General features: G+C 44.6%; 14 protein-coding genes. 10 read left to right on the forward strand and 4 right to left on the reverse strand.

The window, feature by feature from the left end:
* Positions 1–104: 104 nt before the first annotated feature.
* The 8 genes from AACT18_RS05375 (at position 105) to cdd (ending at position 11,297) form a co-directional block, all read left to right on the forward strand.
* Positions 105–2,213, forward strand: a complete 2,109-nt coding sequence (locus tag AACT18_RS05375; RefSeq protein WP_094146631.1) for a peptidase domain-containing ABC transporter — start codon at positions 105–107, stop codon at positions 2,211–2,213.
* Complete coding sequence (locus tag AACT18_RS05380; RefSeq protein ID WP_094125484.1) at positions 2,210–3,562, forward strand: HlyD family type I secretion periplasmic adaptor subunit; 1,353 nt, start codon at positions 2,210–2,212, stop codon at positions 3,560–3,562. The genes AACT18_RS05375 and AACT18_RS05380 overlap by 4 nt, the downstream gene beginning before the upstream one ends.
* Position 3,563: 1 nt before the next feature.
* Complete coding sequence (locus tag AACT18_RS05385) at positions 3,564–5,699, forward strand: type I secretion system permease/ATPase (RefSeq protein ID WP_094125485.1); 2,136 nt, start codon at positions 3,564–3,566, stop codon at positions 5,697–5,699.
* 421 nt (positions 5,700–6,120) lie between these two features.
* Positions 6,121–7,488, forward strand: coding sequence for an L-cystine transporter (locus AACT18_RS05390; protein WP_026028454.1), 1,368 nt, complete (start codon positions 6,121–6,123; stop codon positions 7,486–7,488).
* Between the two features lie 151 nt (positions 7,489–7,639).
* Complete coding sequence (gene sbcB, locus AACT18_RS05395) at positions 7,640–9,064, forward strand: exodeoxyribonuclease I (RefSeq protein WP_017047014.1); 1,425 nt, start codon at positions 7,640–7,642, stop codon at positions 9,062–9,064.
* A gap of 124 nt (positions 9,065–9,188) precedes the next feature.
* A complete protein-coding gene (locus tag AACT18_RS05400; RefSeq protein WP_033197434.1) occupies positions 9,189–9,521 on the forward strand; it encodes a CidA/LrgA family protein in 333 nt (110 codons plus the stop codon).
* On the forward strand, positions 9,521–10,201 hold the full coding sequence (locus AACT18_RS05405) for a CidB/LrgB family autolysis modulator (protein ID WP_010319624.1): 681 nt from the start codon (positions 9,521–9,523) through the stop codon (positions 10,199–10,201). Before AACT18_RS05400 ends, AACT18_RS05405 begins: the two co-directional genes overlap by 1 nt.
* Before the next feature lie 208 nt (positions 10,202–10,409).
* A complete protein-coding gene (gene cdd, locus AACT18_RS05410) occupies positions 10,410–11,297 on the forward strand; it encodes a cytidine deaminase (RefSeq protein ID WP_094125486.1) in 888 nt (295 codons plus the stop codon).
* Positions 11,298–11,355: 58 nt separating this feature from the next.
* Here cdd and AACT18_RS05415 read toward each other — a convergent pair whose 3' ends face one another.
* Positions 11,356–14,103, reverse strand: coding sequence for a bifunctional diguanylate cyclase/phosphodiesterase (locus AACT18_RS05415; protein WP_237666691.1), 2,748 nt, complete (start codon positions 14,101–14,103; stop codon positions 11,356–11,358).
* 288 nt (positions 14,104–14,391) lie between these two features.
* On the opposite strand from AACT18_RS05415, the gene purT reads away from it, so the two are divergent.
* Positions 14,392–15,567, forward strand: a complete 1,176-nt coding sequence (gene purT / locus AACT18_RS05420; RefSeq protein WP_013856626.1) for a formate-dependent phosphoribosylglycinamide formyltransferase — start codon at positions 14,392–14,394, stop codon at positions 15,565–15,567.
* A 69-nt stretch (positions 15,568–15,636) separates the two neighbouring features.
* Here purT and AACT18_RS05425 read toward each other — a convergent pair whose 3' ends face one another.
* A complete protein-coding gene (locus AACT18_RS05425) occupies positions 15,637–16,932 on the reverse strand; it encodes a methyl-accepting chemotaxis protein (RefSeq protein ID WP_094143287.1) in 1,296 nt (431 codons plus the stop codon).
* Between the two features lie 121 nt (positions 16,933–17,053).
* Positions 17,054–17,701, reverse strand: a complete 648-nt coding sequence (locus AACT18_RS05430; protein WP_094124748.1) for a thiopurine S-methyltransferase — start codon at positions 17,699–17,701, stop codon at positions 17,054–17,056.
* 347 nt (positions 17,702–18,048) lie between these two features.
* Here AACT18_RS05430 and AACT18_RS05435 point away from each other — a divergent pair, with 347 nt between their 5' ends.
* Positions 18,049–18,822 carry a RelA/SpoT domain-containing protein gene (locus AACT18_RS05435; RefSeq protein ID WP_094124747.1) on the forward strand — a complete coding sequence of 258 codons (774 nt, stop codon included), beginning with the start codon at positions 18,049–18,051 and terminating at the stop codon, positions 18,820–18,822.
* Positions 18,823–18,962: 140 nt separating this feature from the next.
* On the opposite strand, the gene tnpA is transcribed toward AACT18_RS05435, so the two are convergent.
* Positions 18,963–19,326 (reverse strand): IS200/IS605 family transposase (gene tnpA / locus AACT18_RS05440; protein ID WP_094146632.1); only part of this gene is annotated, 364 nt, incomplete at its 5' end.

The following is a 19,326-nucleotide window of genomic DNA, read 5'->3' on the forward strand; positions in this document are numbered from 1 at the left end:
AAAACCACAATTAACTAATCAGACCAGATAATATTTGAGCATCTATTGATATTAATGATATGATCCGCCCCCTTTCTTTTTCTGGCCCTTGAAGAATCAAATATATGACTGATTTAAATGAAAAAAAAGCCATGCTACATTGCTTATCAGTCTACTTACCGCTGATCGGAATTCGTGAGATAAAATTAGATATCTCTAATGGAACGCCATCCAGTGCAATTGATTCAATAATAAAAGATTTAAAAGGAAGAAATTATTTAGTCACTACTAATAAAGCGAAGTCTTTTACTAGAATTACTAAAATAAAGAAACCGATTATTTTATTTAACAAAAATAATCACCCATTTATTTTAGCTAAAGTTGAACAGGATAAATGTTTAATTCATCCATGTAATTCAGATACCCCAAAAGTAGTAGATACAAGCTATTTAAAACAGAATTGGAATGGAAAAACGCTAGATATCAAAAAAAAGCAATCCTCTTTTGATATTCGTTGGTTCTTACCTGAATTATCGCAACATAAACATTTAATCGCTGAGATTGTTTTATTCTCTTTCGTACTGCAAGTTATTGCACTTATTACACCGCTATTTTTCCAAGTCGTGATGGACAAAGTATTAGTGCATCAAGCCCACTCGACACTCGATGTTTTAGTGTTCGTCTTAGTTATTTCTGGAATAGCTGAGGTATTGCTACGCGGTTTACGCGAATATCAATATGCTCATACCGCTAACCGCATTGATATTAAGCTTGGCATTAAATTGGTTCACCATCTGTTTGGTTTGCCGCTGCTGTTTTTCAAATCAAGGCAAGTTGGGGCGATTGTGACTCGAGTAAGAGAGCTCGATACCATACGCGAGTTCATCACAGGTTCGATGTTTACCCTCACGATTGATCTCGTTTTTCTCGTGATCTTTTTCTATGTGATGAGCTTACTTTCTGGCGGACTAACCTTATTGGTATTGGCCACACTGCCGTGTTATCTCTTTTTGGCTTGGTGGTTAACCCCAAGGCTGCAACAAGCGATTGAACAACAATTTACCCATATGGCACACAACACTTCGTTTCTAACTGAAACCGTCGCGGGGAGTGATACCATTAAAAGCTTAGCGACTGAACCTCGCTTTATTCGACGTTGGGATACTCAAACCGAACAGATGATATCGAGCAACTATGTGGTTCAGCAGTGGAATAACCGCTCTAGCCACGCAGTGCAGTTCATCCAAAAAATAGCGAGCGTCTTTCTACTATGGATTGGCGCATCTGAAGTGCTCGCGTTACAAATGACCATAGGTCAACTGATCGCTTTTAACATGCTCGCCAGTCATGTTGCACAAACTCTTGCCCGGCTCGTCGAGCTGTGGGGACAATTTATACAAGCACAAATTGCAGTCGATAAACTTTCCGACCTACTCAATTTGCCCACCGAACAGCAGCAAGCCAGCCATCCCCTACAGCTGCAAGGTGCGATCACTCTCAGTAAAGTGAGTTTCCGTTATCAACCCGATTTACCGCTGACCATCAATCAGCTTTCACTCAATATCCAAGCGGGTGAGAAAATTGGAGTGGTCGGTGGCTCGGGGTCGGGAAAAAGCACCTTGGCTCGGCTTTTACTCAAGCTGTACAGCCCTGAATCAGGCCAAATCATGTTCGATAACACCCCACTCAAACAGATCGGTGTTCATGAATTGCGTCGCCAGTTGGGGGTGGTATCACAAGAGAACTTTCTCTTTAGTAAAAGTGTTAGTGACAACATTGCCCATTCAAAGCCACAAGCCAACTTGGATGAGATTGTGCAAGCAGCAAAATTAGCGGGCGCTCATGAGTTTATTTTAAAGCTGCCACTGGGTTACGACACGATTTTAGCTGAAGGGGGGCAGTCACTTTCAGGCGGACAACGACAACGTTTAGCCATTGCCCGCACACTGCTTGCAGACCCTAAGATTTTGATTCTTGATGAAGCCACCAGCGCTTTAGATGATGAATCACAAGCCATCATTCAAACCAATATGGAGCAAATTGCCGTCGGGCGTACCGTTATTACCATTGCACACCGCCTCTCTACGGTAAGAGAGTGTGACCGGATTATCGTGCTGGAAAAAGGCGAGATTGCAGAGCAAGGCACGCATCTACAACTTCTCGCAGAGCAAGGCAAATATTTCCAGCTGTGGCAACTGCAACAAGCATTAAAACAAGAGGATGAGCGAGTATGATCTCTCAGTTAAAGAAGCTTCGCTCTAAGCGCTCGAAAACGAACGGCTACTTTGAGTTTTTACCCGGCCATCTTGCACTACAGCAGAGCCCGCCCTCTCCGTTTGCTCGCATCACCGCCATCACGCTAAGTGTAGGGTTACTGCTCACCTTACTTTGGACCTATTGGGGAAAATTGGATATCCAAGCGACCGCAAACGGGCGGCTGTTAGTCCCTGGGCGCTCACAAGTGATTCAGTCTTACGAACAAAGCCGAGTAGCACAAATCCATGTGACGGATGGTGAACGTGTCGAAAAAGGAGTGCCCTTACTGACTCTGGACACGTTAGGCGTTAGCCAAGATATTGAACGTTTGCGTCATCAAATACGCTATCAAACCCATGAATTTCTCAAGTATCAAGCTTTACGTGGTAAGGCTGTTCTAGCTCAACATCCCCTGTATTTGGCATTGGCACCTTCGGCGCAGCAAGAGGTCATCGACAGCTTTGATACTGAAAAAAACGAATTTACATCGGTGTTGAAAAACTTGCGTGCTGAAATGCAGGTCAATCTTGCTTCCCAGTCCTCACTTGAGGTCGATATCAGAGGCTTAAAACAGTTAGTGAGTAATATTACTCAGCGCCTTGATGCTCAAAAAAAGCTCAAGCAACAGCGTTTGATCGGTCAAGTGCAGTATCTGGAGCAGGAAAAAGAGTTATTAGAATCCGAACGAGCGTTAGCCCAGCAAACATCACAACAACATGTGCTGCAAAAGCAATATCTCAACCTAGAAGAGCGTTTAAAAGCGCTGCGTGCGCAAAAAGCCAGAGAGTGGCAAGACAAAAGTCAGCAAGCACACCTACAACTCTCAGCGCTGCAACATGAACTGGACAAAGTGCGTGAACACGAAGGATTACAAGTGGTTCGCTCTCCTGTCACTGGCACTGTACAGCAATTGAGTGTTCACACCCTTGGGGCAGTCTTACAACCAGCACAAAATTTGATGATTATTGTGCCTGACGATTCGGTACAAGTCGCCGAAGTTAAAATTCTCAATAAAGACATTGGCTTTATTTATGCTGGCCAACCCGTGACGTTGAAAATTGATGCCTTTCCCTATACGCGTTACGGCACCTTGTCGGCAACATTGGTCCACGTCTCTAGAGACTCGACAATGGATGAGCAACTTGGGTTGGTTTTTCCCGCTCAAGTGCAATTGTTAAACCACACAATTGAGGTCGATGGTGCCTCTGTTGCCTTATTGCCCGGTATGTCTGTCGTGGCTGAGATTAAAACCGACCAACGTCGGATCATCGATTATCTACTCAGCCCAATCCGAGAATATCAAGCTGAAGCATTGCGAGAAAAATAGAGTGGATACCTTAACCAACACCGTCTCAACGGTTCATGATCAAGAAAGCCATGGCGCATTAGCGGCCCTCTCGTTTGCCAGCCTTTCATTTGATAAGAAAGTCACGCCATCACAACTGATTCATACACTAGGCGTTGCCGAAAATGAGCTCAGTGCTCTCGACATTCAGCGAGCCGCTCAATCTATTGGTCTGAAAAGCCGAATGATCACCGTCAGAGGAAGCGAGCCGATCCCGCTACCTGCATTGGTCAAAATCCGTCAGCAATGGCATGTCATTCATGCGCTAAACGAGTATGGTTGGACCTTGTACGATCCAATTAAACAGCGCTATTTCGAGTTTCCGTTGGCGCAAGGATCGTCAAGTTCCTGTTATGAGGTCTTATTACTGATTGAGCAGAGTATAGAGCCAAGCGATGTCGCTTTTGGCCTCCGCTGGTTTATGCCTTCGGTACTTCGTCAGTCAAAACAGCTACGTGATGTGTTTCTGTATTCGATTGTGCTGCAACTGTTTGCCCTGTTTGGTCCCAAACTTTTTGAAACCGTTATTGATAAGGTTCTTGTGGGGCGAAGTTTGTCGAGTTTGCACGTTTTAGCGCTGGCTATGCTTGCACTGGCCATTGCTGAACCTCTTTACAGTTATTTGCGCAATACGGTTTTTGGTCATCTTTCTAGTCAAGTCAATGCAGAACTATCAGGGCGATTGTATCGGCATTTGATTAATCTTCCATTAAGTTATTTCAAGCAGCGTCAAACGGGGCAAATCATCGCCCGCGTACGGGAAATGGGGCAAATACGTCAGTTTTTGACGGGCTCAACCTTAATGCTGCTCTTGGATCTCATTTTTATCACCCTCTTTATTGGTGTGATGTTTCATTATGCGCCAGCGCTCACCGGGCTGATTATCGGTTCATTAGTGATTTATTTTCTGCTGTGGTTAGGTATTGGACCTTGGGTTCGTCACAAGGTAACGACAGAGTATGACGCAGAAGCAGAGACAACCACCTTCCTGACTGAATCTATAACGGGTATAGAAACAATCAAGACAACCGCAACGGAAGCTCGATTTTTAGAACGGTGGCAGCAAATACTCAGTCGACAAATTGAATGCGCGTTTTCAGCCCAAAAAGCCAGTTTAATTGCTGGGCAATTGATTGCCTTAGTGCAGAAAATAGCCGCTGCCATTTTACTTTGGTGGGGAGTCAATTTAGTGCTCAATGGGCAGCTCACCCCCGGTGAATTGGTCGCCTTCAATATGCTAGCAGGGCATGTTACTCAACCCGTTTTGCGACTTGCGCAAGTGTGGCAAGATTTCCAGCACACCTTAGTAGCCTTGCGTCGCGTAGGCGACATTCTTAACGAACCGGCTGAAAATAGTAAAGATGGCCTTGCTTCCATCCCTTCTGTTCAAGGAGGCATTGAGTTTAAAAATGTTCGCTTCCGTTATCATATCGATGCACCGGAAGTCTTAGCGAATCTCTCGTTGACCATCGCTCCGGGGCAATTTATTGGTATTACTGGGCCTTCCGGATCTGGAAAAAGTACATTAACGAAACTGCTACAGCGTCTTTATGTACCTTTGCATGGGCAAGTCTTGGTCGATGGTATGGATCTCGCCATTGCAGATCCGGTCTCGTTAAGGCGCAGCATGAGTGTGGTGCTGCAAGAAAGCATGCTATTTGCAGGCAGCGTTGCCGACAATATTCGTCTTTGTAAACCCGATGCAAGCGATGCAGAGCTGATAAACGTTGCAAAGCTTGCTGGTGCGTTAAGCTTTATTGAAGCGCTGCCACAAGGGTTTGAACAACAAGTAGGAGAAAGAGGTGCCAACTTATCTGGCGGGCAACGTCAACGCATTGCACTGGCTCGCGCATTGTTAGTTAACCCAAAAATCTTACTGCTTGATGAAGCGACTTCAGCGCTCGATTATCAGTCAGAGGCGGCCATCATGAGCAACATGGAAACCATTTGCCATGATCGAACGGTGATCAGTATTGCACATCGGTTATCGACGATTCGTCATGCCGATAACATCATCGTCATCGAAGATGGACAAGTGGCCGAGCAAGGTACTCACGAAGCGTTGCTCGCACGTGCAGGACTTTACGCACGTTTATGGAAACAACAAGTCAGTGGTTAACTTTCTCTCCTTCAAATGGGTTAGGTATAAAAAATCTCCCCAGAAATTACTGGGTCTTAAACTTACTCACTAAATTATTCAGATCATCAGCTGAACTCGCGAGATTTTGTGAGTTAAGTAGAGCTCGGCTCGATACAACCACACGCCATAGATATTTTGCACTCTCGCGATATGCTTGCCTTGCTCAAGAAGTATCAATGACTTGCTTAAATAACTCACCGATCGGTTCATTTACCAGCACAATAGAAAGATTGATAACCATTTGTTCTAAATCATGCTGATTTTGTCTTTGGATTAACCTACGTTAAAAGATATGGTTGCGTTTCATCGCTTTTATTCCCCTTTTACCTAGCATTATCGACTACATCGCTCATCGGCGATCAACGTAATCATGGGTACACAACTTTTAAGGTGTCGCATCATGTCAGTTGCAGCCATTGCCGCACTCGCAGTATTTATTGGCATTCTGTTTTTTCTCTTCGGACAGCAGAAAAAATCTCACACTCTTTCACGCTTAGTACTACTTGGGTTGATCCTAGGCAGCGCATTTGGCCTTGCTCTACAAGTGGTTCTTGGTGAAGGACATGTGGCCATCAAGGAAACATTAGGCTGGGTCAACGTCGTCGGTAACGGCTATGTTGGTTTGCTAAAAATGGTGATTATGCCTTTGGTGCTGGTGTCGATGATCGCTGCGGTTGTGAAGCTCGATAAAGGTGGCTCGCTGGGTAAAATCTCTGGCCTGACCATTTCTATCTTACTGCTGACGACCGCTGTCTCGGCATTGATCGGTATTTTTGTCACCCAAGCTTTTGGTTTAACAGCAGACGGCCTCGTTGAAGGCAGCCGTGAAACGGCGCGTATTGCTGTACTAGAAAGCCGCGCCGCTACTGTGAGTGATTTAACTATTCCTCAAATGCTATTAAGCTTTATTCCGACCAATCCTTTTGCCGACTTAACCGGTGCTCGCTCAACCTCGATCATCGCTGTGGTTATTTTTGGCGTACTAACGGGTATTGCGGCGCGTAAAGTAATGTCAGAGAAAGCCGAGCTAGAAACGCCAATCCGCACCTTTGTCGAAGCGATACAGTCGATTGTGATGCGCCTCGTGAAAATGGTGATGGCACTAACCCCTTACGGTATTGCGGCGTTGATGGCGAAAGTTGTCGCTACATCAAGTGCGGGCGATATTCTGAGTTTGCTCGGTTTTATTGTCGCCTCTTATGTCGCCATTGCATTGATGTTTGTGGTGCACGGTATCTTGGTTTCTTTTGTAGGCGTTAGCCCTAAAGAGTATTTTCAGAAAATTTGGCCAGTGTTGACCTTCGCGTTTACCTCACGTAGCTCAGCGGCAACCATTCCTCTGAATGTAGAAGCGCAAATCACTAAGCTGAACGTACCACCAGCAATTGCCAACCTATCGGCTTCATTCGGTGCCACTATTGGTCAAAACGGCTGCGCTGGTATTTACCCAGCCATGCTCGCTGTGATGGTTGCTCCTACCGTCGGTATTAATCCAATGGACGTGCACTTTATTTTGTCGCTAGTGGCTATTATCGCAATCAGCTCATTTGGTATTGCCGGCGTCGGTGGCGGTGCCACTTTTGCAGCCTTAATCGTGCTACCAGCGATGGGCCTACCAGTGACGATTGCAGCACTGCTTATCTCCATTGAACCCTTGATTGATATGGCCCGCACCGCGTTGAACGTTTCAGGCTCAATGACGGCAGGTACCATTACCAGCCGATTACTGAACGGTAAACAGGTACAAGTTCAAGAACAGCAAGCCTAGAAAGTATCGAACGTTCTCGTTTTTCTCCAAGCCGGTGCCAATGCGCCGGCTTTTTCATTTCAAATCCTCATCAGAGCATGCTTCGCACATTGCTATGTCACACGGGCAATGGTCTAATAAACCTTAAATTTCAGCGACTGGATACTATCGAATGCGACAAGAGCACCCGCCTACTTTCTTTTTCCTCGACTATGAGACGTGGGGAGTCAACCCTGCGAAAGATCGTCCGAGCCAATTTGCGGGCGTTCGCACCGATATGGATTTTAATATTATTGGCGAACCACTGGTCATCTATTGCCAACCACCAGCAGACTATCTGCCTTCTCCAGAAGCGGCGCTTATTACGGGTATCACTCCACAAAAAGCGGTGGCCCAAGGCTTGCCAGAGCCTGAATTTATCGCCAAAATTCATCAACAACTCGCCACACCCAACACCACCAGTCTTGGTTACAACAGTATTCGTTTTGATGATGAAGTAACGCGTTACACTTGCTATCGTAATTTCATTGATCCGTATGCTTGGAGCTGGCAAAACGGCAATTCACGCTGGGATTTACTTGATGTGATGCGCGCCTGCCATGCGCTACGCCCAGAAGGCATCAACTGGCCCGAAAATGACGAAGGCTTTACCAGTTTTAAGTTGGAGCATCTCTCAGTTGCCAATGGCATCGAACATGCGAATGCCCACGATGCTATGGCTGATGTTATCGCCACCATTGAGCTGGCCAAAAAAGTAAAAGCCGCCCAACCCAAGTTGTTTGATTACTTTTTTAACATGCGCCATAAACGCAAACTCAATGATCTGATTGATATCGTCAACATGACACCTTTAATGCACGTATCGGGTATGTTAGGCCGAGAATGCCAATACACCAGTTGGATCGTGCCGATTGCTTGGCATCCCACCAATCAAAATGCGGTTATTGTGGTGGACCTTGCCAAAAACCCTCAACCCCTGATCGATTTAAGCAGCGAAGAACTGCATCAACGTCTATATACCAAACGCGAAGAGTTGGCAGAAGATGAATTGCCAGTGCCCATCAAATTAGTGCATCTCAATAAATGCCCTATCCTTGCGCCGGCCAAAACATTAACGGCCGAAAATGCAGACCATATCGGGGTCGATAGAAACTTGTGTCTTGAACACTTAGCGCTCATCAAGCAGTACCCAGAGATCAGAGAAAAGCTGATTGGCCTCTACACAATTGAGCGCGAATATAAGCACAGTGACGATGTCGATACTCAACTCTACGACGGTTTCTTCTCTCCGGCCGACAAAGCGGCGATGGAGATCATTCGCCAAGCTGACCCTGTCAACCTCGCCGCATTAGACATTAGTTTTAGCGATAAGCGCATCGAACCCTTGCTGTTTCGCTACCGCGCTCGCCATTACCCATTGACATTAAGTGACGAAGAGCAAAGACGTTGGGCAACTCACTGTCGTGATTATTTCGAAAGCCACCTTGAAGAGTACATGCTCAATTTAGAGAACTTAGTTCACACCCACAGCAGTGACGAAAAGAAAATGGCTATTTTAAAATCCGTTTACCGTTATGTGGAAGACATCGCGAGTTAATGTACGAGGTTTTCGCGCTGTCAGGTTTCAAACCAACACGCTGCGATTCCATTTCCGAAAATAGTTTAGGCACAACAAGGCACCGACTTTTATTGTGAATACCATTGCAAAATATTTGGTCTCTATGGGGCTGATTTTCCTTTGCCTGATGGCAGGTATCAATCTTCAACATTGGCTTGGCATCACCATTCCGGGCAGTATTATCGGAATGCTAATTCTGTTTAGTTTATTGGCAAGTGGGCTCGTGCCTGTCGAATGGGTAAAACCCAGTGCCAGTCTTTTTATCCGTTATATGGTCATTTTATTTGTCCCTATCAGTGTCGGATTAATCGAGCATTTTGATTTATTGATGAGTAACGCCATACCGATTCTTGCCAGCGCGGTGGGCGGTACGCTGATCGTATTAGTTTGTCTGGGTTTAGGGTTGGATCGTTTTTTGAAAAAGGGGAATAAGTGATGTGGTTATTGCTCACAATTGCGGTCTTTTTCCTGACACGTTGGATCAGCAAAAAATGCAAAACGGCCATAATGAATCCGTTACTGCTCAGCCTTGTGATCATCATTCCTATCTTGCTATTTTTTAACATTCCTTATGCCAGTTACTATGCTGATAACCAGTGGCTGAGCTTTCTGTTGCAACCGGCCGTGGTGGCGCTGGCTTATCCTCTCTATGAACAACTGCCTCAGATCCGCTCAAATTGGCGCATCATTGCCCTCGCCTGCGGGGTGGGCAGTGCTATGTCAATGCTCACAGCCAGCTTAATTGCTGTTTATCTTCAAACGGATATACATTTAATCGCCAGCCTACTGGGTAAATCAGTTACCACACCGATTGCGATGGAAGTTTCCAGTAACCTCGGTGGGGAGCCAGCCATTGCCGCCGTTTTAGTGGTCATTGTAGGGCTGTTTGGCGCGATTCTCGCCTACCCTATCTATAACCTTCTCAACATTACGCATCCCATTGCTAAAGGCTTAACCATGGGCACCGTATCTCATGCGCTGGGCACAGCAACCTGCGCTGAAAAAGATCCACGTGACGCAGCATTTAGTTCACTTGCATTAGTCGTGTGCGGCGTAATCACATCGATACTTGCTCCAAGTTTTTTTGCTTTTTCAATGTGGTTGTCCACGCTATAGAGTGCCAACAGAAATCAAAGATACGTCTACTCATGGATTTTGATTGTAGACGTGTCTCACTCTAAGGCTGACTGTAATCGATTTCATGTGTGACCTCACTCTAAATGTGAAAACCAAAATCACGTTACATTAAATTACGTGACTTAAATCTCAGTAAAATTTCATTCTTCGCCTAGAATATTCGTCAATACATAGATAAGGACTCATTATGAAAAGCCGTATTGAACAGGCGCTAGCTGATACGCCAAAACCCGTTGCAGAATTTTTGTCGCCCATTCTGCTGTGCGATGATTTTGACGCAACCCTATCACCAGAACAGTTCAACCAACTGCTTTCTCTTTCTGGCTTAGACGATGCGGAATTGCGCGTTGCACTGCTGCCTTTTGCGGCCGCCTATGCTTATGTACCGCTTTCAAACTTTTACGTGGGAGCCATCGTCAGAGGTTTATCGGGCCGTTTGTACTTTGGCGCGAATATGGAGTTTTCCGGTGCACAATTAGGCCAAACCGTACACGCCGAGCAATGTGCCATCAGCCATGCGTGGATGAAAGGTGAACAAGGCGTTGCTGACATTACCATCAACTTCAGCCCTTGTGGGCACTGCCGTCAGTTTATGAATGAGCTTACGACCGCAGACTCGCTTGCCATTCAGCTACCACAGCGTGATGAGAAGTCACTGCAAGAGTACCTACCTGAATCATTTGGTCCTGCCGATTTAGGTGTTGATTCTGGTCTAATGGCAGACGCTAACCACGGCAAAACAACTACCGAAGATGACCCACTCATTGGCTTAGCTCTTAATGGCCTAAACCGCAGTTACGCACCCTATACCAACAATCTCAGTGGTGTTGCCCTGCAAGTTGAGAATGGTAAAACCTACGTCGGTGCGTATGCTGAAAATGCCGCATTCAACCCAAGCTTACCACCATTGCAAGTTGCTCTTGTTCAGTTAATGATGGATGGCCAACGCTTTGATAATATTGTCACAGCCGCATTAGTTGAGATGTCTGATGGCAGTATTAGCCATTTAGCCGATACTCAAGCCACCTTGGAAGTAATTAACCCAGACATTCCTCTTTCCTATCTTGTGGTTTAGGCGCTCTAGTGAAAAATCCCCAACGCATGGGGATTTTTGCCTTTTGATGGTGCAGGTTTTACCGCATATCCTTTCCGCCCAACAAATTATCGAACACCTCTTGTTTACTCATCGGCTTGTAAAAATAGAAGCCTTGGATCTCATCAATATTCCAGACTTTGAGTTTGCGCAGTTGCGAAGCAGTTTCAACCCCTTCAGCCACGGTAGTTAAGCCTAGCTCTTGCGACATATTGATAATACTGCGCACCAAGGTTTTGGCTTTGTCATTGGATTCCAATGTGGAAATATAAGACTGGTCTAACTTCACTATATCTAATGGAAAATCACACAATGTACTAAACGAGGAATACCCCGTACCAAAATCATCAAGCGCCAACTGTATACCGAGTTTTTTTATCGCATCCATGCGTTTGATCGTCTCTTCTTCAGCCCCCAACAACATACTTTCCGTCAATTCGAGCACTAATTGTCCCGGTTCAATTTGATATTTTTCAATCAATACTGATAAGTACCCGACCAATTTTTTACTGTAGAAATGCGGGCTAGAAAGATTGACGTGAATACTTAGCCGTTTACCCAACGAAAATTGCGACTGCGTTTGCAGTTCGTTAATAAATTGGCAGGCTTGGCCTAGTATCTGCTCTCCCAATTCAATGATCACTTTACGTTGCTCAGCCAAAGGGATAAATACGGCTGGCGAAACCATACCAAGTTGAGGGTGTTCCCAGCGAGCTAGAGCTTCAAAGCCAATGATTTCGGCACTGTCTGCACGAACAATCGGCTGATAGTAAGCAATAATATGACCATCTTTCACAGCTGAGATGAGATCTCGATTGATCGCTAACGACTTCTGGGCATGAACAAACAATTCTTGTGTCACTGAAACAACCAGGCTGGCTCCAGCTTTCTCTGTTTGTTGAATGGCATAAAAACCACTTTGAACCAAAGTTTCGAAAGAATCGATCGGCAATTGTGAATCAATCACAGCGCCTTCCACACTCAAATCGAGTTCCAAGCCGCCAATGTCAGTCTTCCTCTTGTAACTATCGATAAGCTTAGTGCCTCTGTGAATCAAAAAAGAGGTTGCCCCGTTACCCAACTCACACACCATAAATTCATATTCACTAATTCGTCCCATTATGGACGTATTGAAACGGTTTCTAAGCGTAGCCGAAAAATGTTTAACGGCTATATCGTAAGCACTGTGTCCGTACACTTCTGAAATTTCTTTTAGTCTTTTAACCCGTAGGTAGAGCACGGAAAACCCACCACATTCAGTCGGATTGTCAATCAAAGGCTGGACTTGGCTCATCATCGTTGGACGATTAAGTAAACCTGACACTGGGTCACAATGAGTAAGGTCGTAAATAAGCTGCTCTTGCTGCTTTTGCTCGCTGATATCAGTAATCGATAGCATGATAGAGCGATGCCCACGTTGTTCTATCAATGTAGCTTCGATAAGACACTCTAAACGCTGCTGACCCTTTGTAACAACATGTCCCTCAAATTCACGCATCCCTTGTTCTATATTTTGGTAGAGTAATTCACTGCTGCACACCACATCATTTTGTATAATACAAAACTCATCTAAAACCTTTCCAACCAACTCATCTCTAGAATAAGAAAGCATATCCAACAAGGCTTGGTTCACATCGACAATGAAGCGATCAACCACCAGCAACATTCCGAGATTTTGGCTTTGATAGAGTGCATCAAATTTCTGTAACGTCTCTTTAAGCCTATCTTCCGCCAAGGAGGATGAGGCAGCAAGTGAACGGACAAGTTCGGTAATTCGTTCAAACTCATCTTGTTTATCATTCGATTGTGAAGAGAATGCACTCTCTTCAATCAGCTGATTGATTCCACGCTCAAAATTCTCAAACCGTTTGGCTACCTTGCTGCGAAACAGAGCAAAAGTAGCCACGGCGACAAAGCCGGCCGCAATGATGATCGTCAAAATCAAATAATAAAAAGTTTCGTTCCCTTTTTGATAGTAAAGCCGCTGAGCACAGGTTTTTAGATAGCCAATAGGTTGCCCTGTCATATCACTGAGTAAGGTGTAATGCGTGATATTATTTTGATCTCTTTCAATACCCTCTTGATTATGACTAACAGGTAAAATCACAGGAGCATCGGTAACTACAATGTCATTTTTAGCGGTTAGTAGGTTCTGATACTGAGAAGGGAAACGGCGGGTTAAGTGCTGTCCCCATAGCATCCACCCCACAACATCAGCCGTACCTTCACTGTTACGCACCGGAGTTAGGCTCACCACCCACACACTATTTTCCACACGGATGAGGCCAGATCGGCTAGTTTTATCCTCATCAAGTGTGTGATGCATCTGAATTAAATGGTCGCTCACACCTTGTGAGCGTATCAACTGTTCCACTAACGAACAGTTTGTGCCAGGTTCAATATCCCGACATAAGTATTCAACCAATTGCGAGGATTCGGTGATGAAAGCCAAAACGTCTAAACCTAAAGTATCGAGGGAATCAGGATACAAGTTGCGCTCAGCAAATTGAGTGTCGCCATTCAACAGCAGCAGATAAGTTTCATCCCAATAAGCCCAATCATAAGAACGCTTTTCTTGCTGTACTAAAAGATCTTGAATGACCGACTGAGCTTGATTGCTATCTCGATGAATCTCAATTGATTCAAGTTCATTCAAACTATATAAAAAAAAGTGGCGAGTAATAAATAAGCTGCTAAGAATGATCCCAACCAACCCGACAGAAAACAACAGAGCAGTTTTCGTGTGTAGAGTTATAAAACGCAAACGTAAGAAAGTTTTCATAGCCATAGGTGTCTTTTTCTTAGTCAATCCCACATAAACCTTAGACTGAAATTACTTCATATTCTTAACGCAGTTTCTCGAATGCTGTTTACTGCACATTAATTGCTATTTCAGCCTTAATTTTGTACAGATATGAGTTCGTTTACTGCGTATTACACAAACCACTCTATCGACAGCACGAACAGGAAATTACTCATCTCTCATCACAAAGGCAAACGTTTGCTTTTATTCTTAATTTTAGTATGATTTTGGCTGTTTTCGCTATTACCTATTGCTTGAATGTAAGGATTCACTATGTTTGGTACTGCTACACGTGAAAATGCCACCCGCGTTTTACTGCTTGGTTCCGGAGAATTGGGCAAAGAGGTGGCAATTGAATGCCAACGCCTTGGTTTAGAAGTGATTGCCTGTGATCGCTACGCCAACGCTCCAGCAATGCAGGTGGCGCATCGTAGCCACGTATTGGATATGCTCGATGGCGATGCGCTACAAGCCATTATCGAACTCGAAAAACCAGACTACGTGGTGCCAGAAATTGAAGCAATTGCCACTCACAAGCTGGTTGAACTGGAAGCGCAAGGCTTAAACGTGGTCCCCACCGCAACGGCCACTCAATTGACGATGAACCGTGAAGGCATTCGCCGTTTAGCCGCAGAAACTCTTGCCTTACCTACCTCTCCTTATCAGTTTGCTGATGACTATAATGATTTTGTACTGGCGATTGAGCATGTCGGTATGCCTTGCGTAGTTAAGCCTGTGATGAGTTCATCAGGTAAAGGCCAAAGTGTGATTAAGACGCAAGAGGATATTAGCCGCGCTTGGGCATACGCTCAAGAAGGTGGCCGCAGTGGAGCTGGGAGAGTGATCGTCGAAGGATTTATCGATTTCGACTACGAAATTACTCTCTTGACGATTCGAGCAGTGGATGGTGTCCATTTCTGCGCTCCCATTGGCCATCGACAAGAGGAAGGGGATTATCGCGAATCATGGCAACCACAAGTGATGTCGGCTAACGCAATTAAAGCCGCTGAATATGTAGCAGAACAAGTGGTTAATTCACTCGGTGGTTACGGCTTATTTGGTGTTGAACTGTTTGTAAAAGGCGATAATGTTATCTTCAATGAAGTGTCCCCTCGCCCACATGATACGGGAATGGTCACCCTCATTTCACAAGAGCTGTCTGAATTTGCGTTACACGTGCGCGCGTTCACGGGTATGCCAATCAACAGTATTACCCAATATGGGCCATCGGCATCTGCGGTTATTTTAGGTCAAGGCACCTCCACTAACCTTAAATTTGATGGAATAAATGAAGCACTGTCTATCCCACACACTCAACTTCGTCTGTTTGGTAAACCAGACATTGATGGACGCCGTCGGCTTGGGGTTGCTCTGGCGAAAGATAAAGAACTCAAACAGGCTTTGCACAACGCAATTCAATGTGCCAAAAGCGTACAAGTGATTCTGTAAAAACGCAAAGCGAGCCACTATAGGCTCGCTTTCATTTTCTTCACCAACAATACTCGCTGCAGAGCCTTACTATTTAATCAGTTCACTGACCGTGCCAACCACACTGTCCGCGGCTTTTCTCATTTCATCAATCAGCTTTTGCGTCTCTTCTAGTTTGCTGTTACATGCCGTGACTTGGCCTTGAATTGCCCCCATCATCGATGTCGAGCTGTTGGTCAGTTCGCTATTGAGCTTAACAATATTACCAATTTCATCGGTCGCTTTGGTGGTATTGGAGGCCAATGAGCGCACCTCATCAGCAACCACAGCAAAACCCCGGCCATACTCCCCGGCACGCGCAGCCTCGATAGCGGCATTGAGCGCCAGCAAATTAGTCTGTTCTGCTATGCCTGTAATGGTGGTTACAATTTTGGTGATTTGCTGCGACTGGTTGGCCAGTTGCGTCATCGATGTATTCGCCTTAGTGATCGCGTTATCAATCTCTTTAGCAATGGAAGCGGCTTCGGCTAAAGTGGTGGTGCCTAGTTGAGCTATATTAACCGTTTCTTGTGAGGTGTGATGCGCAGCCGCTGCTGCCTCTTTAATCGCCCGAGCTTGCAGTACTCGTTGCGTGACATCAGTTGCAAACTTAGTCACACCAATCACTTTATGCTTTTCGTTAAAGATGGGGTTATAAGTCGCTTCTAACCAAATTTCATCACCATGTTTTGTAAAACGTTTAAATAATCCCGTTTTAAAATGGCCGCTAGCGAGCGACGCCCAAAAATTAGGATCCTTTTTATAAAATTCATCATCACAAAAAAGTCGATGATGCTTACCAACGATTTCTGCCAATTTGTATCCAACACAGGATAAAAAGTTTTGATTCGCCTCAACAACCGTCCCATCGGGGGTGAAAGAAATCACCGCCATTGACTTATCGACAGCTTCAAATACGGCCACTTGCCTATCCAATTTCTCTTTTGCAGCAGTGATATCACTGGCAATCTTCACCACCTTAACCACTTTTCCTTGCTCATCTTTTACTGGGATGTATGTAGCTTCAATCCACACTTTATTATGGCTTTTAGTTAAACGACAAAACGTACCCGCATGAGTTTTACCTTGCGCTAAATTTTGCCAAAGTTGACTATATTGAGGCGCATTAACAAATTCACTTTCACAGAACATTCGATGATGCTGGCCCACCACTTCCGATAATGAATAACCCAACACTTGCAAGAATGAAGAGCTGGCAGTCAGAATATGTCCTTGTGGATCAAACTCAATATAAGCCATCGTGCGTTTTATTGAATCAACCACCAGTTCATCACTACTCTTTTTAGACTGTTGATTGCTGTTTGGCTTCCGACTAAACAAACCCATAGTTTTTCCTTAGTATTAGAGCGGCTGATATAGACGTAATGGCTTGCTCTCATCAAACGCCTAAAACCTATCTATTTATTGTTGTATAAGATGTATAAATAAACGATTTAAGCATAGTCTGTTACTTCTCAATTAACCACACGACTTCAGCAAAACGGCTTAATCCTCGTTGACTGATTTTAGGGTGATTGTCATCAGCATCGTCACGAAACAGACACGTCACTTTGCAGTCAGTGAATAACGACTCAACTTCATTTTTGGCGACACAGAATGGAGGACCCGTCATTTCACTTTGAACGTAATCCAGCGTCACAAGCAGCACCCTTCCGCCCTCTTTCAACAATGAAAGCAAGCGAGTAACGTACTCCTTTCGCATTTCAGGGGGCAGCGCAACTAACGCCGCTCGGTCGTAGATAAGCTCAACCGCTTTTAGCGGCGCACTAAAAACATCTCCGGTATAAATCATCAGTTCATCAAACTGATACAGTTCATGCGCTCCATTTAAGCGAGTGACCGTTGGCGTATAAAAATGCTCGGCAAAAAAGGAACGAACGGCAATTTCACTCAGCTCTATACCCTGAACCTGTTCATGCTGGGAAGCGAGCCATATCAAATCTTCACTTTTTCCGCACAATGGTACAAATACACTTTCATTTCGTTGAGGTGAGAGTTGAGGCCAATATTCGATCAACAATGGGTTCACATCTTCTAAGTGAAATCCTATTTGGTTGGAGGCCCATTTCTTGTGCCAAAACTCGGGATCTTTCATTATCTTCGTACTCTACGATTAAAATCTACAGCCAGACAAAGTACATACTACTGACTAATAAGTGAATCCTCAACGGGTTAAACAAACAGCATAAAGACAGATAAAGATGTTCATATTTGGTTCATCCTCATTAGATACACTTGGTAACACATCAAATTGAACAGATAGCCTGGCGAGGCGTCTGAAGATAAGACCTGTGATAAAGCGCAAAATTATGGATTAATTGTTCCACGAGCTATTGAGTTCACTTTGTTTAGCCCAAGATCTCATAGCAAGCGACTCTGGTTATCACGTGTTTAGGTCTATTTTGGTTTCACCTTTTACCTAGACTAAGTTAAGGAGAATGAATGAGCCTATTTTTACGTACTACGGCACTGATGCTTTTAGTACTAAGCAGAGCCCCTGCCTTTGCAGCCGTTCCGTTCAATTCAGAAAGTGATGCCAAGGTTGGTGAATCGAAAAATCAACTCTCATCTAAACTGTTCAAGCATAGTTTAAGCGGTTTATATGGCATCCAGTCCACCAACAACCAGCCTTTGCAACCCTACAACGATTTTGAAATTCTCTACAGTAAAGCTCACCAAGCTCAACGTGAACTTGAAACATTGTGCAGAAGTACTGCTTTACTGACATCAACAGAGGCTCACTTTTCTGGCGTGAAATCACGTGAACGAGCATTAAACAAAATAGAACATGAATTAGGTGGGCGAGCTGATAGGATCACAGATTTAGCCAGAACAACCCTGGTGGCAAATGATGTACCAAGCTTAGTCGAGGCTTATGAGGTATTAAGCCGAGAAGCCAGTATCGTAAAAGTAAAGAACCGCTTTAAATCGCCTGCCGCATCGGGCTATCGCGATTTAAACTTACTGGTTCAACTTCCTAAAACCAATGTCATTGCAGAAGTACAATTACATCTTAAAGCCATTGCCGATGTGAAAAATGGCCCCGAGCATCGTTTCTATGAACAGATCCAGAAGTTTGAACGTGTCGCCGCATTAGAGAAGCGAGCGTTACATGATATTGAAAAGGCGCAAATTAACCAGTTTCGTCGCCAATCTATCGAGCTCTACCAAAACGCCTGGCAGCCGTATATCACCACTCATATTCAAGCAGCCTAATACGTTCAGAACCCTTAACTCACCATAAACAGAAAAAAAAGTATCCACCGGCATAGCCGGTGGTTTTTCATATGCGCCTATAAGGCTTTCCTACTGGCAGCGCCCTAGCAGGCGCATAGTGATCTGACATTTGCATATGACTATTTCCTGCGGCCCGTAAACGGGCTACCTGAGTACGGGAGCGATAATTGCTCTCCCATTTTATCCTGCTCTAGTTGGTGCTTTATGTAACTTTGTATCTTCTCGGTATTTTTTCCTACCGTATCTACATAATACCCTCGACACCAAAATTCTCGATTCCTGTACTTGAACTTCAAATCTCCAAATCGCTCATATAGCATCAGGCTACTTTTTCCTTTCAAATACCCCATAAATGATGAAACACTCATCTTCGGTGGTATTTCTAAAAGCATATGAATATGATCTACGCAGCACTCCGCTTCAATAATATTCACACTTTTCCATTCACATAGTTTTCTAAGTATCTCGCCTACTGCCCTTCGT

The sequence above is a fragment of the Vibrio sp. V04_P4A5T148 genome (assembly GCF_963875605.1).
GTDB classification, from domain to species: Bacteria; Pseudomonadota; Gammaproteobacteria; order Enterobacterales; family Vibrionaceae; genus Vibrio; species Vibrio anguillarum.